Source organism: Streptomyces sp. NPDC048383, assembly GCF_040651775.1.
GTDB lineage: Bacteria > Actinomycetota > Actinomycetes > Streptomycetales > Streptomycetaceae > Streptomyces.
The window spans coordinates 17,714-30,573 of the sequence record NZ_JBEZKS010000049.1 but is presented as its reverse complement, the minus strand read 5'-3'; the positions used below and the strand labels follow the sequence as shown (position 1 = coordinate 30,573).

The 12,860-nt window shown below is 73.5% G+C and carries 11 protein-coding genes and 1 pseudogene; 4 read left to right on the top strand and 8 right to left on the bottom strand.

The genetic code is table 11. The features are described from left to right. The first annotated feature begins 98 nt into the window (after positions 1–98). A complete protein-coding gene (locus AB0D46_RS28430) occupies positions 99–605 on the top strand; it encodes a DinB family protein (protein WP_362881583.1) in 507 nt (168 codons plus the stop codon). Between the two features lie 108 nt (positions 606–713). Continuing rightward, a pseudogene (locus AB0D46_RS28425) lies at positions 714–1,567 on the top strand (helix-turn-helix transcriptional regulator). A 35-nt stretch (positions 1,568–1,602) separates the two neighbouring features. On the opposite strand, the gene AB0D46_RS28420 reads toward AB0D46_RS28425, so the two are convergent. The 6 genes from AB0D46_RS28420 to AB0D46_RS28395 all read right to left on the bottom strand — a co-directional run bounded on the left by AB0D46_RS28420 (position 1,603) and on the right by AB0D46_RS28395 (position 6,809). Next, positions 1,603–3,009: an amidohydrolase family protein gene (locus tag AB0D46_RS28420; RefSeq protein ID WP_362881581.1), complete on the bottom strand. Its 1,407-nt coding sequence runs from the start codon at positions 3,007–3,009 to the stop codon at positions 1,603–1,605. Positions 3,010–3,366: 357 nt separating this feature from the next. Further along, the gene (locus AB0D46_RS28415) at positions 3,367–3,720 is read right to left on the bottom strand and encodes a PRC-barrel domain-containing protein (RefSeq protein WP_362881579.1); all 354 of its coding nucleotides are present in this window, start codon (positions 3,718–3,720) and stop codon (positions 3,367–3,369) included. 159 nt (positions 3,721–3,879) lie between these two features. Next, complete coding sequence (locus AB0D46_RS28410) at positions 3,880–4,041, bottom strand: hypothetical protein (protein ID WP_053676175.1); 162 nt, start codon at positions 4,039–4,041, stop codon at positions 3,880–3,882. Positions 4,042–4,150: 109 nt separating this feature from the next. Continuing rightward, positions 4,151–4,825: a nucleotidyl transferase AbiEii/AbiGii toxin family protein gene (locus AB0D46_RS28405; RefSeq protein WP_362881578.1), complete on the bottom strand. Its 675-nt coding sequence runs from the start codon at positions 4,823–4,825 to the stop codon at positions 4,151–4,153. A gap of 10 nt (positions 4,826–4,835) precedes the next feature. Next, complete coding sequence (locus AB0D46_RS28400; protein WP_362881576.1) at positions 4,836–5,207, bottom strand: hypothetical protein; 372 nt, start codon at positions 5,205–5,207, stop codon at positions 4,836–4,838. A gap of 66 nt (positions 5,208–5,273) precedes the next feature. Beyond that, a complete protein-coding gene (locus tag AB0D46_RS28395; protein WP_362881574.1) occupies positions 5,274–6,809 on the bottom strand; it encodes a tryptophan 7-halogenase in 1,536 nt (511 codons plus the stop codon). A gap of 161 nt (positions 6,810–6,970) precedes the next feature. Between AB0D46_RS28395 and AB0D46_RS28390 the strand changes: the two genes are divergently transcribed. Further along, complete coding sequence (locus AB0D46_RS28390) at positions 6,971–7,198, top strand: DUF6269 family protein (protein WP_362881572.1); 228 nt, start codon at positions 6,971–6,973, stop codon at positions 7,196–7,198. A 100-nt stretch (positions 7,199–7,298) separates the two neighbouring features. Here the strand turns inward: AB0D46_RS28390 and AB0D46_RS28385 are convergent, their stop codons facing one another. Beyond that, positions 7,299–9,308 carry a transcriptional regulator gene (locus AB0D46_RS28385; RefSeq protein WP_362881571.1) on the bottom strand — a complete coding sequence of 670 codons (2,010 nt, stop codon included), beginning with the start codon at positions 9,306–9,308 and terminating at the stop codon, positions 7,299–7,301. A gap of 156 nt (positions 9,309–9,464) precedes the next feature. Between AB0D46_RS28385 and AB0D46_RS28380 the strand changes: the two genes are divergently transcribed. Then, complete coding sequence (locus AB0D46_RS28380; RefSeq protein WP_362881569.1) at positions 9,465–9,734, top strand: hypothetical protein; 270 nt, start codon at positions 9,465–9,467, stop codon at positions 9,732–9,734. An 87-nt stretch (positions 9,735–9,821) separates the two neighbouring features. Here the strand turns inward: AB0D46_RS28380 and AB0D46_RS28375 are convergent, their stop codons facing one another. Then, complete coding sequence (locus AB0D46_RS28375) at positions 9,822–12,809, bottom strand: BTAD domain-containing putative transcriptional regulator (RefSeq protein ID WP_362881567.1); 2,988 nt, start codon at positions 12,807–12,809, stop codon at positions 9,822–9,824. Positions 12,810–12,860: the final 51 nt, after the last annotated feature.

Below are 12,860 nucleotides of genomic sequence, written 5' to 3'. Positions count from 1 at the left end.
TGGATCGCGGTGCACCGGCTGGTTGGACACCCGGCCGCAGCCGCGGCCGTCGACAAATGCCTCGACACCGGTCGCACCGATCGGCAACCCTTCGGGCGATGACCAGAATCGATGACACGCCGCCCGCGTGGGACGAGCGCACCCAGCTCACCACGTTCCTCGACTACGCACGCGACACCGCCCGCGCCAAGTGCGACGGCGTCTCCGCCGAGAACGCGGGCAGGGCGCTCCTCCCGCGCTCACCGCTGATGACCATGAGCGGGTTGATCAACCACCTCCGCTGGGTCGAGTACTACTGGTTCCAGGTGGTCTTCCTCGGAGAGGAGGACCAGGGTCCCTGGACCGACGAGGACCCCGACCGCGAGATGCGCATCGCCGTGGACTTCCCGCTCACGCGGTTGCTCGACGAGTACGCCGCCCAGAGCGCCCGCTACCGCGAGCTGGTCGCCGACAGCGGCCTGGACGAGAAGGCCCGGCGGGCCCGCCATGGCGGCGTGCACGTCGACCTGCGCTGGATCCTCCTCCACCTCACCGAGGAGACGGCCCGCCACAACGGCCACCTGGACATCCTGCGCGAGCTGCTCGACGGTACGACCGGCGACTAGGTTCCGGCCCTTGGCCGGCGCCGGACCGGATGCCGCTGCTTCGGGGCCGGCCGTGTCCGGGTGTGGTGCACCCGGGCAACGCCGGCGGCGGCCGCTTAGCCTGACGGGGTGACCAGCAACGATCTCGGAGATTTCCTGCGCGCCCGCCGTGCCCGGCTGCGTCCCGGCGACGTCGGGCTGGCCTCCTACGGTGCCCGCCGGGTGGCGGGGCTGCGGCGGGAGGAGGTCGCCGTCCTGGCCGGGATGAACAGCGACTACTACGCCCGTCTCGAACAGGGCCGCGAACGCGGGCCCTCCCCGCAGATCCTCGAAGCCATCAGCAGCGCCCTGCGGCTGGACGACGAGGCGCGGGAGCACCTGTTCCGACTGGCGGGCACCGCGCCGGAAGGCGGGCGGCCCTTCCCGAGGGAAACCGTCGGTGCCGCGCTGCGGCAGTTGCTGGACGGGCAGTCGAACGCCGCGGCGTTCGTGCTGAACCCGGCGACCGACCTCCTAGCATCGAACGCGTTGGCCGACGCGCTGTTCTCACCGTTCGCTCGGCCGGACAACCTGGCGCGGATGACCTTCCTCGACCCGGCCGCCCGGGGCTTCTTCGTCCGGTGGGAGCGGGCTGCCGAGGCGGTCGTCGCGGCGTTGCGCCACGCCACGGGCCTCGACCCGCACTATCGGCACCTGCGCGATCTCGTCGGCTCGCTGGTCGAGGAGAGCGCGGAGTTCGCCGCACTGTGGTCCGCGCACGCCGTGCACGGCAAGACCCGTGACGGCAAGGAGTTGCTCCACCCCGACGTCGGGCGGCTCTCGCTCACCTTCCAGACCTTCGACGTGCGCGGCGCGTCGGGTCAGCAACTGGTGGTCTACCAGGCCCAACCGGGCAGCCCCGACGCCCGGGCCTCGCCCTGCTCGGGAGCCTGCACGCCACGCGTCACCAGGAGTCCGCCACGGAGGGCCGAGCCGGCGCGTGAAGCGGGGACGGGAGTGCCCGCGCAGTCGGTGACGGTCAGGCCGCCACGGGGGTGGTGAGTACGTACTCCCGCGAGGCGTGGACCTCGTCGCGCAGGGCGGGCAGGTCGACGTCGAGGACGTGGCCGTTCCATTTGCGGACCGCGCCGTTGATGAGGACGGCGCTGATGTTGCGGGCGTCGGAGCCCAGGACGACGGTGCCGATCGGGTCGTTGAGCGGCATGTTGTTGAGGTCCTCGGCGCGGATGACGAGCAGGTCGGCCTTCTTGCCCGGGGTGAGCGAGCCGGTGACGTGCGCGAGGCCGTTGGTGCGGGCGCCCTGGAGGGTGGCGAAGTCCAGGACGTCATGGGTGGTGATGCGGGTCGGCCGGCGGTCGGTGCCGTGGACGGCGTTGACCGCACGCATCCGCTGGATGGTGTGCAGGGCCCGCATCTGGGTGAACATGTCGCCGGCCAGGGCCACTTCGACGTCGATGCTGAGGCCCGGGCGCACCCCGGCGGACAGGGCCTCGTCGATCGCGGGGATCGCGGTCTCCAGTCCGATCTGGGCGTCCGAGGTCGGGGCGAGGGCGATGGTCGTACCGCTGTCCCCGATCGCCCGCCATGCCGCCGGGGTCAGGCCGGTGGCGTGGATGAGGGTGAGGTCGGGGCCGAGGACGCCCTCCTTCGCCCACCTGAGGACGGCTTCGGAGGAGGCGGCCCCGAAGACGGCGTCGACGCTCACGCCGATCCCCAGTTCGGCGGCCGTGCGGGCGAGTTCGGGGCCGTGGGCGAGGGCGGGACCGGCTATCGCGTCGGTGGCGAGGGCTGCCAGCCGCAGCGTCAGCAGTTGGTCCTCGTGGCCGAAGTACCGTTCCTTGAGGCGGGTCAGGTCGCCGGGCCACTGCCGGTCCCAGTCACCGAAGTGCGGGCCCATGGAGGCGTGCACGCCTCGGATGCCGGTGTCGACGAGGGCTTGGACGGCGGCGTCGGAGTGCTCGGGGGTGCGCGCGTTGTGGGAGAAGTCGAGCATGCAGGTGATGCCGCTGTCGATCGCCGTGAGCGCCGCCAGTTTGGTGCCGACGTACATGTCGTGCGGCCGGTAGACGGTGGCGTGGCCGGCGAGGGTGGACATCACGTAGGTGCCGAGGTCGTCGACGTCCGGCATGGTCCGGCGCAGCTGGGTCTGCCAGGCGTGGCGGTGCGTGTCGACGAAGCCGGGGGTGAGGACGGTCGCGGTGGCGTCGACGACCACGGCGCCGTCCCGGCTCAGGTCGGGGCCGATCGCGGCGATGGACTCGCCCTCGACGAGCAGGTCCGCGCCGTGCAGGACACCGAGGTCGGGATCCATGGTGACGATCGTCGCGCCGGTGAACAGGATGCGGCGCCGCTCGCGGCCGGCGGCCGGGCGTGGGAGCCGGAGCTGTTCGAGTACGGCGGGACTGGTGGTGTCGGGGGGAGTCACGGGAGGTCCGTCCGTTCCGTCGTACGTGCGCGGGGCGGAGGGAGGAGGGCCCGTGCGTTCGTGCGGTCGTGCGGTACGCCTACGCCGCCCCTGCGGAGTGGTGGGTGACCCCAGCCTCGGTCCGTCGCCCCGCGACAACCAGGCCGCCGCTTGCCCGGGTGCGGCGCACCCCGGCTGCGACGGCGTTCGTACGCGGTGTGCCGCGCGGGGACCGGGCGAGCGCGGCGGGGCGGGACGGGGTTCGATCGGCGCGGGGCTCCGGGGCGGACGAAGCTCGCGGGCCGGGGTACGGCAGAGGGCCGGGGCGGCAACCGTGTGTGGTTGCCGCCCCGGCCCCGGCGCTCGGGCCGCGCGTCGTCAGATGCGGTTCGGGCCGCCGTAGTGGCCGCCGACCTGGCGGTGGTAGTCCTCGTTGCCGAGGTGCTTGTCCTTGTCGAACTCCGGAGCGGCCTTGATCTGATCCTTGGTCCGGTCGACGTAGACCTTCTGCTCGTCGGCGTCGACGCGCTGGACCGTACCGGCGGGAAGGAGCACTTCCTTGCCGAAGATCCACGGGCCGGTGTCGACGACCAGGTACGCGGACCCGACCTCGTCGGAGTGCTTGTCGACCTTGCCGATGGAGCCGTCCGTGGCCTCGACCTTGTAGCCGGTCAGGTCCGTACCGGCCAGGTGGCCGGACGTCTCGCGGTAACCCCATACGTTCTCAGTCATACCAACAACTCCTTCATTGATTTCGGTGATTGCTTTCCCGGAGTTCTTTTTGGGAAGACCCCGGGATGCCACACCGTCAGAAATTCGCCTGCCCCGGAAATGCCGATCGACACTCCCCCGGGCCGGGTGTTTCACATGTGGGGCGGGTACGTCGCCGGTCTACCAGCGGTACCAGCGGCCGCTGCCGCCCTTCGGGCGGGCGACGAATCCGACCAGCCACAGCACCAGTACGGCGATGGCGACCCACCAGAGGATCTTCACCGCGAAACCGGCGCCGAAGAGGATCAGAGCGAGCAGAAGAACAAGCAGCAGGGGAACCATAGTTATTACCTCCGAGGCTCCTTCTGTCCGGCGTCCGGCGAAGCATGCGCACAAATCTTATTTGTTTCTTATCGGCGCAGGCGGGAAGCCGAGGGGTCCTCAAAAAGCGCTACGCGTAGGGCTCGTCGTCCTCGGCGGCGGCCAGCCGGGGCGCGATGTCGTCGGCCCAGGACCGGGCCCAGGCCCGGAGGGTGGCGATGGCGTCGTCGTCGAGGCCGTAGGCGGCGAACTCCTCGTCGTCGTACCAGTCGGCGCCGCCGAGGCGGGCGTGCAGGTCGTCGAGGCGGAACTCGTCGCGGCCGTGCCGGGCGCCGAGCCGTTCCAGACCCGCGAAGGGGTGGTGGCGGTGGGCGGCGTGGACGTCGATGAGGTCGCGCACCGCTCCCCGGTCGGCCAGGGCCCGGACCTTGGTGCCGATGACGTCGTCGAGCGCGAGGACCGGCCCGTACTCGGTGTCCTGCGGCGCGGACCAGAGGTTCTCCTTCAGGACGTCGACCTCGCAACGCCCGCCGCCGCGGAGGTCGGTGACCATCAGGCGGGCGGACAGCGGGTCCACGCCGATGACGTCGACGCCCCAGCCGCGCTTGGTGAGCTCGTGGACCAGGTCGGCGGCGATGTCGTCCATCGGGGCCGGGTTCTCGGTGGCGACGTCGAGGTCCTGGCTGAGGCGGTCGACGAGACCGTGGGCCTGGACGGCGTAGCCGCCGGTGATCACCAGGGGGTACGGGCTGCCGATGGCGATGACGTCGGCGAGGAGCCGGCGGTGGAGCGCGCTGAGGTTCACGCGGCGGGGCTCACGCGGCCGGGAAGGTCGCCCGGGGGGCGAGCCGCGGGAAGGCGTCCTCCCAGACCTGCCGGACGTGGCGGCTGATGAGGGTGCGCAGGACGGGCCACTGCGCGATCAGCAGGTGCTGGTCGAGGAGGCCGGTCAGGTCCTCGCGCAGGCCTTCCGCGAGGACGGTGCGGTAGAGGCTCATGCGCTGGCGCGGCCGGTCCAGATCGTACGTGCGCAGCCCCGACCAGGCGATGTGCGGGGGCAGCGTGACCGGGCCGGAGGTGGGGCCGGTCAGCTCGCCGAGGGAGGCGGGCAGCCGGTCGGCGTACCGGGTGCGCAGGACCTCGCCGGCCTTGGTCGGGGGGACGGGAGAGGAGAGCTGCTGCGCCATGGGGCCAGTATCGCGCGTCCCACCCGCCCCCGGCACCGCGGACGTGACATCCCGCTCCGGGTGCGGTCAGCACCTGCGACCGCCGACCCGAGCCCCCGGCCCGGCGGACGCGACGGTGCGGTGGGCGGGCGGGGCGTGCAATCGGGCGAGGTAGTCGTGGGCCGTGGGGAGGGTTTCCAGGAGGGTGCGCTGGTGGCGCTCGATACGGCTGAAGTGCTCCTCGGCGGCGCGCAGGGCGCCGGGATGACGGGCGAGGGCCGCGGGCGGGGCGGCCGTGCGCGGGCTGAAGGCGGTCAGCAGGGCGCGCAGCGGCAGTTCGTCGGGGGCCGGTGCGAGGCCGGCGCGGTGGGTTTCCAGGGCCGCTCGCGCGGTGTCCGAGAGGACCGGCGTCCGCCGGGCCGGGTGCCGCAGCCGCACGAGGTCGAGGGCCCGCTCGTGGTGCGCCGCGGCCGCCCGGTTGAACCGGGCCGCGGGGGCCTCCGGGGTGTCGGCGGCGGGGAAGTCCCGGATCAGGCGGTCCAGCAGGTCCAGGGTGACGGCGTGGTCCTCGGCCAGGGGATCGGTGAAGCCGGCGGCCGTACCGAGGGCCACGCAGTTGTTCACCCAGGAGCGCCGGGGCCGTCCCGGGCGGTGGCGGGTGTGGGTGAGTCGCGGGGGCGTCCCGCGCGGGTCGAGGGCGCCGGTGAGGTCCCGGGCCGCTTCGTCGGGGGTGGTGCGGCAGCTCGCGTAGGCCGCGCCGGCGCCTTGGCGGCCGAGCAGGGGCAGGCGCCAGGTCCAGCCGCCGCGTACCGCGGTGGCGGTGGTGTACGGCTCGACGCCGTGCAGGGCGCTGTCGTGAGGGACCGTCATGGTGACGCTGCTGTCGGTGGGGACGAGGTCCGTCTCGTCGGTGAAGGGTTCGGCAAGCACACCGCCGATCAGCGAGCGGGACTCGCCCGTGCAGTCCAGGACGAGGTCGGCGTTCAGGGTGCCGCGCGTGGTGTGCAGGGCCGTCACCCTGCCGCGGGTGTCGCGGTCGGCGCCGAGCAGGTCACCGGTCAGGAGCCGGACCCCGCAGGTCCGGACAGCCCTCGCGCGCAGGAAATGGGTCAGCATCGTGGTGTCCGCGTGCCAGCCGTAGGGAATTGCGGCCCAGCCGTCCAGCCAGCGCGGTGATTTCTTCGCGTCCATGAGCGGGGGCTCGCGGAAACAGGCGTGGTCGGAAGGGGCGACGGTCCGTCCGGAGGTACGACGCAGGGCCCAGGCGTCGGAGAGCGGAAATCCCTCGCAGTCCGGGATCGGGCTGCTCCGCGGAATGTAGACGTGCGTGTGCGGGGCCGACCAGTCCACGTATTTGACGGCCGCGGAGAAAGAGGCGTCGGCGGCCCGCATCCATGCGTCCTCCAGGACGCCGAGCGGGTCGAAGAGGGTGCGCTGCGCGGTCGGCGCCAGCACTGTGACCTGCCCGGACGGCCGGTACGGGGTTTCCAGGACGGTGACGCGGACCGTGCCGGGGAAGGCGGAGGCGAGCCGAGCGGCGGCGATCCAGGCGGTGAGGGTACCGCCGGCGATCACCACGTCCGTGCGGGGGGCGGGGGCGGTCCGTTCCGCGCTCTTGTCCATGGGAAAAGGGTGGGGAGCTGCTCTGCATTCCATCCATATTCCATCCATGGAACAGCTGTATTCGGGGCGCAAGCCGGAAAGGAGATCGCCCATAGGGGCTGATTCCAATCTGTTGGTGCGGGACCTGAACGGGGCCCGGAACCGACAGGAGGAAATCGGAAATGTTCGAGCTGCCCCAGGTCCAGCATCCCTTGGACATCCTGACCGAGATCGAGAACACCGCGGCGGTGGATCAGGAACTGCTGCTGCGCGACGGCGCCACCCCGTGGGCCGATCTGCTCGCGGACTACGTCGACGCGCTGAACGAGCTGGCCGTGCGGGGCACCGCGGAGAACGGCTGGATCGCGACGTACGGCCTGGACGAGGGGCACGCGGGAGGCTGCGGCTGACGGCGCCGGAACACAGCGCCGGCGGCCCGGTGGGATCCACCGGGCCGCCGCGGGAAGGGACGGGACGCCGAAGGCGCCTCGGGACGTCGCGAGGGACGTGTCAGCGGACGAGCACGCGGGTCCGGGCGAAGAGCATGACCAGGGAGGCCAGGTGGTAGCGGGGGACGGCGCCCTCGGTGTGCCGGCCCGGTTCGAGGAGGCGGGCGTCGGCGAGGCGGTCGAGGACGTCCTCGGCCTCGTGGTGCGGGAGGTCGAGGACGGCGGCGGCGTCGGCCGGGGTGAGCACCCGCAGGCCGGTGGCGGTGAGCGCGTCGAGGGCTGCCGCGGTGGGGCCGTCGAGGCCGTCCAGGGTCGGGCGCAGCGTGGTGGCCAGGTCGAGGCTGCCGATGCGGAGTTCGGCCAACCGGCCGTCCTCGGCCGCGAGCCGGGCGGCGAGCCGGGACACGGGCCAGTGGGGGCGGTCGGCGAGCCGGGCCGCGGCGATGCGCAGGGCGAGCGGGAGGCGGTCGCAGTACTCGGCGACCCGGGCGACGGATGCCGCGTCGGCGGCGAGCCGCTCGGGGCCGACGATGCGGGCGAGGAAGCGGGTCGCCTCGGCGGGGGTCATCGGTCCCAGCCGGACCAGGCGGGTGCCGGCGAGGCCGGCGAGGCCGGGACGGATGCCGGTGACGACGGTACGGGAGTCCCCGCCGCCCGGCAGGAGGGGACATACCTGGGTGTCGTCGGCGGCGTTGTCGAGGACGACGAGCACGCGGCGGCCGGCGAGGAGGGTGCGGTAGAGCGCGGTGCGCTCCTCGACGCCGTCGGGGATGCGGTGTTCGTCCACCCCGAGGGCGCGCAGGAACCACCCGAGGGCCTGGCGGGGCGGGCACGGCGTGCCGTCGGCGGTGCGCAGGTCGGCGTAGAGCCGGCCCCCGGGGAAGTCACGGCGGACGCGTTCGGCGGCGTGCAGGGCGAGGGCGGACTTGCCGGTGCCGGGGGCGCCGGTCACGACCACGTCCTGGCCCGCGCCCAGCGCGCCGAGCACCTCGCGCAGTTCCGTCCCGCGCCCGGTGAAGTCGCCGGGGGCGGCGGGGCAGCCGTCCGGGATCGGGTAGGGGGGCGTCGCGGGCGCGGTGGCCGTGGCGGGCAAGGGGTCCGTCGCGGGCACGGCGGTCGGCGCCGGCGCCACGGCCCTTGCCGCCGACACCGGCAGGGCGGGCACGGCGGTCGGCGCGGCCACTGCCGCTGTCGCGGACAGGGCAGGCAGCGCGGTCGTCGCGGTAGTCGCGGTAGCCGCGGTAGTCGCGGGCGGCACGGTCGTCGTGGTCGTCGCGACCGGGTCTCGGGGCGGGGCCGGGGCCGGGAGCGCAGTGGCGCGTCGCGGGGGCGTCGGGCCCGGCAGGGTCCCGGTGAGGATCTGCTGGTGCAGGGTGCGCAGTTCGGGGCCGGGGTCGATGCCGAGTTCTTCGGCGAGGAGGCGGCGGCCCGCTTCGTACGCCGCGAGGGCGTCGGGTCGGCGGCCGCAGCGGTCGAGGGCCGTCATCAGCTGCGCGCGCAGCCGTTCGCGCAGCGGGTGGCGGGTGACCTCGCGGGTCAGGACCGGAACGAGCGTGGTGTGCTCGCCCAGCGCCAGGGCGGCCTCCGTGTGGTGTTCCACGGTGGCCAGGTGGGTCTCGGTCATGCCGGGGCCCTCGGCGGTGGCGAGGTGGTCGGTGACGTCGCTGAGGGCCGGGCCGTGCCACAGGGCGAGGGCGTCGGCGAGGCGGCGTTCGGCATCGGCGTGCCGGCCCGCGCGGAGGTCGGCGCGGCCGGCGTCGGCGAGCTGCTGGAAGGTGTGCCAGTCGACGGTGCGGGCGCCGGTGTCCATGCGGTAGCCGGCGCCGTGCCGCTCCAGGCCGTGGCCCGGCCCGAGCCGGGTGCGCAGCCGGGAGACGTACGTGTAGAGCTGGCTCGTGCTCGTGGGGGGCGGTTCCTCGCCCCACAGGAGGGCCGTGAGGCGCTCGTCCGTGACGACCCGGCCGTTCGCGAGGAGCAGGGCGGCCAGCGCGGTGCGCTGCTTGGCGCCGTCGAGGGCGACCGGACGGCCGTCGAGCTCGGCCGACACCGGCCCGAGGAGCGTGAAGTCCATGGTCTCCTCCGCGTTTGCCGGGCGGGCCCGGACTGTCCGGGCCGCGTCCCGCCAAAAGCTAGTGACCTGCGATTTCTCATCACCCTCGGATCGATTTCAGTGAAGCGAAAGCGCTTTGAAAGCGCGGAAAAACGACGTCTTCCTAACGTGGTGGACATGCCGAAGGGCAGCGCCGAGACCGACCCGAAGGAGACCATCGTGAACCGCATCGCCCGCACCGCCCGCCGCACCGCCGCCACCGCCGTTCTCGCCCCGATGGGCCGGGTCGCCGCCACCACGGCGGTCCTGGTGGCCGCGCTCGGTGCGGCCGCGATCCCGACCGGGGCCGGTGACGACCCGTGGGTCTCGGTCGGCGCCGCGGCCCCCTCGGACGATCCGTGGGTCTCCGCCCCGGCCACGACCCTGCAGGACGACCCGTGGGTCTGAGACGACACGACTGCCGCGCGAACGCCATGAACGCCATGAAGGCCAGGAACGCCTTGAAGGCCGGCAAGGCCGGGGACCCCGCCGACGTCAGGGTCGTACGAGCGCGAACAGCTGCGGTGAGCCGACCGGTTCGCCTTCCGCGAGCACCACCAGGATCCGCTCCACCCGATCCCGCCACACCGGCGAACCGACCTCCGTGAACAGCTCCGTCGCGGCCCGCAGGCTGCCCGCGGCGCCGGCCCGGTCCCCTCGCAGCATCAGTACGCTTCCCAGCACTCCGGCCGCCCGCGCCTCCAGGAACGTGTCCGGGACCTCCGACGCGGTCCGCACCGCGCCGCGCAGCACCGACTCGGCCTCGTCCAGCCGGTCCTGGCACCACAGGGCCTCGCCCAGGGCGCGCAGCACATGGGCCTCGCCCCGCCTATCGCCGCTGCCCAGCACCAGTTCCATCGCCCGCCGGCAGGCCTCCTCCGCCCGCACGCCGTCCCTGCTCTGCAGCAGCGCCTCGGCCAGCCGCACCGTGCTGTGCGCCTCCGCCCGTACGGTGCCCAGCCCGCGGCTCTTGGCCACGGCCTCCGAGGACAGCATCAGCGATGCCTGCGCGTTGCCGCGCTCCAGCTCGATCTGCGCCAACATGCCCAGCACATGGGTCTCGGCGTAGTGGTCGCCGACCTCCCGGAAGATCTCCAGCGACAGCCGGCCCCGCTCCACCGCACCGTCCAGGTCGCCCCGGTGGCGTTCGCACAGCGCCAGGTTCCGGAGCACCAGGGCGCGGCCCTGGGCCTGGTCCAACTCCTCGAACAGGTGGAGGGCCAGGTTCAGGCGTGCGTACGCGCTGTCGTGGTCCCACCGGATGATCTCCAGGGTGCCCAGCGACTGCTGCATCGCCGCCTCCCCCAGCCGGTCGCCGGTGCGGCGGGCGGCGTCCAGGGCGGCTTCGGCGGACTCGCGCCAGTCCTCCAGGTAGTTGCGGCTCTGGAAGAGCGTCACGCTGGACATCGTCAGGTCCCAGGCGTAGCCCGACTCGTCGTCCCGGGCCGCCTGCTGGATCAGCGCGGTGAGGGAGAGGCGTTCCGCTTCGAGCCACTCCATCGGGTCCTCCAGCAGGTCGGCGGCCAGGTGGTCCGGCAGCTCGCGCACCGGGGCGGTGCCGGGTACGACGGTGTAGTCGCCGCCGTAGATGCGCCGGTGCGCCGCCTTCGCCAGGCCCAGCCACACCGCGCAGGCCCGGCGCAGGGCGGCGCGCAGTTCCGCCTCGCCGTCCTCGGCCACGGCGCATTCGCGGGCGAACAGGCGCAGCAGGTCCTGGAAGCGGTAGCGGACGTGGCCGCCGCCCGCACTGAGGGGTTCCAGCAGTTGGGCGTCGACGAGGTGCTCGATGAGGTCCTCGGCGTCGACGGGGTCGATGTCGAGGAGGGCCGCGCCCGACCAGGCCGAGAACTCGGTGATGTTGAGCGAGCCCAGCAGGCGGAACATGCGGGCGGTGTCGGCGGGCAGGTCGCGGTAGCTCAGTCTGAAGCCCGCCCGGACGCCGCGCGAGTCGAGGCTGAGCTCGTCCAACCGGCGGCGCTGGTCCTCCAGGCGGGCGACCAGGGTACGGACCGTCCAGTGCGGTTTCGCGGCGAGCCGGGCGGCGGCGATGCGCAGGGCGAGGGGCAGCCGGTCGCACAGTTCGCTCAGCCGGTTGGCTCCCACCGGGTCCGCGGTGAACCGGTCGTCGCCCGCGACCTTGGAGAGCAGGGTGATGGCCTCGTCCTGGCCGAGCGAGGCCAGGTGCAGCGGCACGAAGGCGTAGTCGCCGGCCAGCGCCCCGCCCATGTTGTCGCGGCTGGTCACCAGCACGCAGCAGCCCGAGGTGCCCGGCAGCAGGGGGCGGATCTGCTGGAAGGAACGGGCGTTGTCCAGCACGATCAGGACCCGGCGGCCGTCCAGGACGCTCCGGAAGAGGGCGGTCCGTTCGGCCTGTTCGTCGGGGATCTGGGGGCCGGGGACGCCGAGTGCGCGCAGGAAGCGGTCCAGGACGGCGCCCGGTCGGCGGGGGGCCTCCTCGTCGTAGCCGCGCAGGTCGGCGAAGAGCTGTCCGTCGGGGAAGCGGGACGCGACCTGGTGCGACCAGTGCACGGCCAGGGCCGTCTTGCCCACGCCGCCGGTGCCGACGATCGAGCCGACGGGCAGGGAGGGGCCGCCCTGGTGTTCCAGCAGCCGGTCCAGGGAGGCGAGTTCGGTGGCGCGTCCGGTGAAGGAGGCGGGCGCGGGCGGCAGGTGGGCGGGTACGGCGGCCGCGGCGACGGCCGGGGTGACGGTCCCGTCGGCCGGGGTCAGCCGGGGCGAGTCGGCGAGGATGTCGTCGTGCAGTTCCCGCAGGGCGGGGCCGGGGTCGATGCCGAGTTCCTCGGCGAGCAGCCGGCGGCCGACCTGGTAGGCCTCCAGGGCCTCGGCGCGGCGCCCGGAGCGGTACTGGGCGAGCATCAGCTGGCCGAGCGCCTGTTCGCGCAGCGGGTGTTCGCGGACGAAGCCGGTGAGTTCGCCGATCAGTTCGCGGTGCCCGCCCTGCTCGAGGCGGATCGCGGTCAGCTGCTCGTGGACGCCCAGGCGCAGTTCGGTCAGTCGGGCCGCCTCCGCCTCGACCCGTTCGGCGGTGACGCCGGCCAGGGCCGGGCCCCGCCACATGGCGAGGGCCTCCTCGAAGTGGGCGCGGGCCTCTTCGCCGCGGCCTCGGCGGGCCGCCTCCCGGCCCTCGGCGGCCCGTTCCTCGAACTCGACGGCGTCGATGCGGTGCTCGCCGGTGTGGAGCATGTAGCCGGGGTGGCTGGTGACCAACAGGTCGTCGAGGCCGACGGCCGTCTTGAGGGTCTTGCGCAGCGCGGAGACGCAGATGGCGATCTGGTTGCGGGCGGTGGCGGGCGGGTTGCCGTGCCAGACGGCGTCGGCGAGGGTGTCGACGGAGACCACGCGGCCCGGTCTGAGCAGCAGCATCGACATGATGGTGCGCTGTCGGGCTCCCTGGAGGGCGACGGGGCGGCCCTCCGCGCTGATGTCCAGGGGGCCCAGGATCCGGAACACCAGCTGGAGCACGGCTGCCCTCCTCACTCGGCCGCAGCCGTACCCGGCGACCGGTGGGCCGCC

What these genes read in the sequence shown, in the direction of transcription:
- AB0D46_RS28390 (WP_362881572.1), top strand. Translation starts at nt 6,971, where the DNA reads ATGTTCGAGCTGCCCCAGGTCCAGCATCCCTTGGACATCCTGACCGAG.
- AB0D46_RS28395 (WP_362881574.1), bottom strand. Translation starts at nt 6,809, where the DNA reads ATGGACAAGAGCGCGGAACGGACCGCCCCCGCCCCCCGCACGGACGTG.
- AB0D46_RS28415 (WP_362881579.1), bottom strand. Translation starts at nt 3,720, where the DNA reads ATGACTGAGAACGTATGGGGTTACCGCGAGACGTCCGGCCACCTGGCC.
- AB0D46_RS28380 (WP_362881569.1), top strand. Translation starts at nt 9,465, where the DNA reads ATGCCGAAGGGCAGCGCCGAGACCGACCCGAAGGAGACCATCGTGAAC.
- AB0D46_RS28400 (WP_362881576.1), bottom strand. Translation starts at nt 5,207, where the DNA reads ATGGCGCAGCAGCTCTCCTCTCCCGTCCCCCCGACCAAGGCCGGCGAG.
- AB0D46_RS28385 (WP_362881571.1), bottom strand. Translation starts at nt 9,308, where the DNA reads ATGGACTTCACGCTCCTCGGGCCGGTGTCGGCCGAGCTCGACGGCCGT.
- AB0D46_RS28430 (WP_362881583.1), top strand. Translation starts at nt 99, where the DNA reads ATGACCAGAATCGATGACACGCCGCCCGCGTGGGACGAGCGCACCCAG.
- AB0D46_RS28410 (WP_053676175.1), bottom strand. Translation starts at nt 4,041, where the DNA reads ATGGTTCCCCTGCTGCTTGTTCTTCTGCTCGCTCTGATCCTCTTCGGC.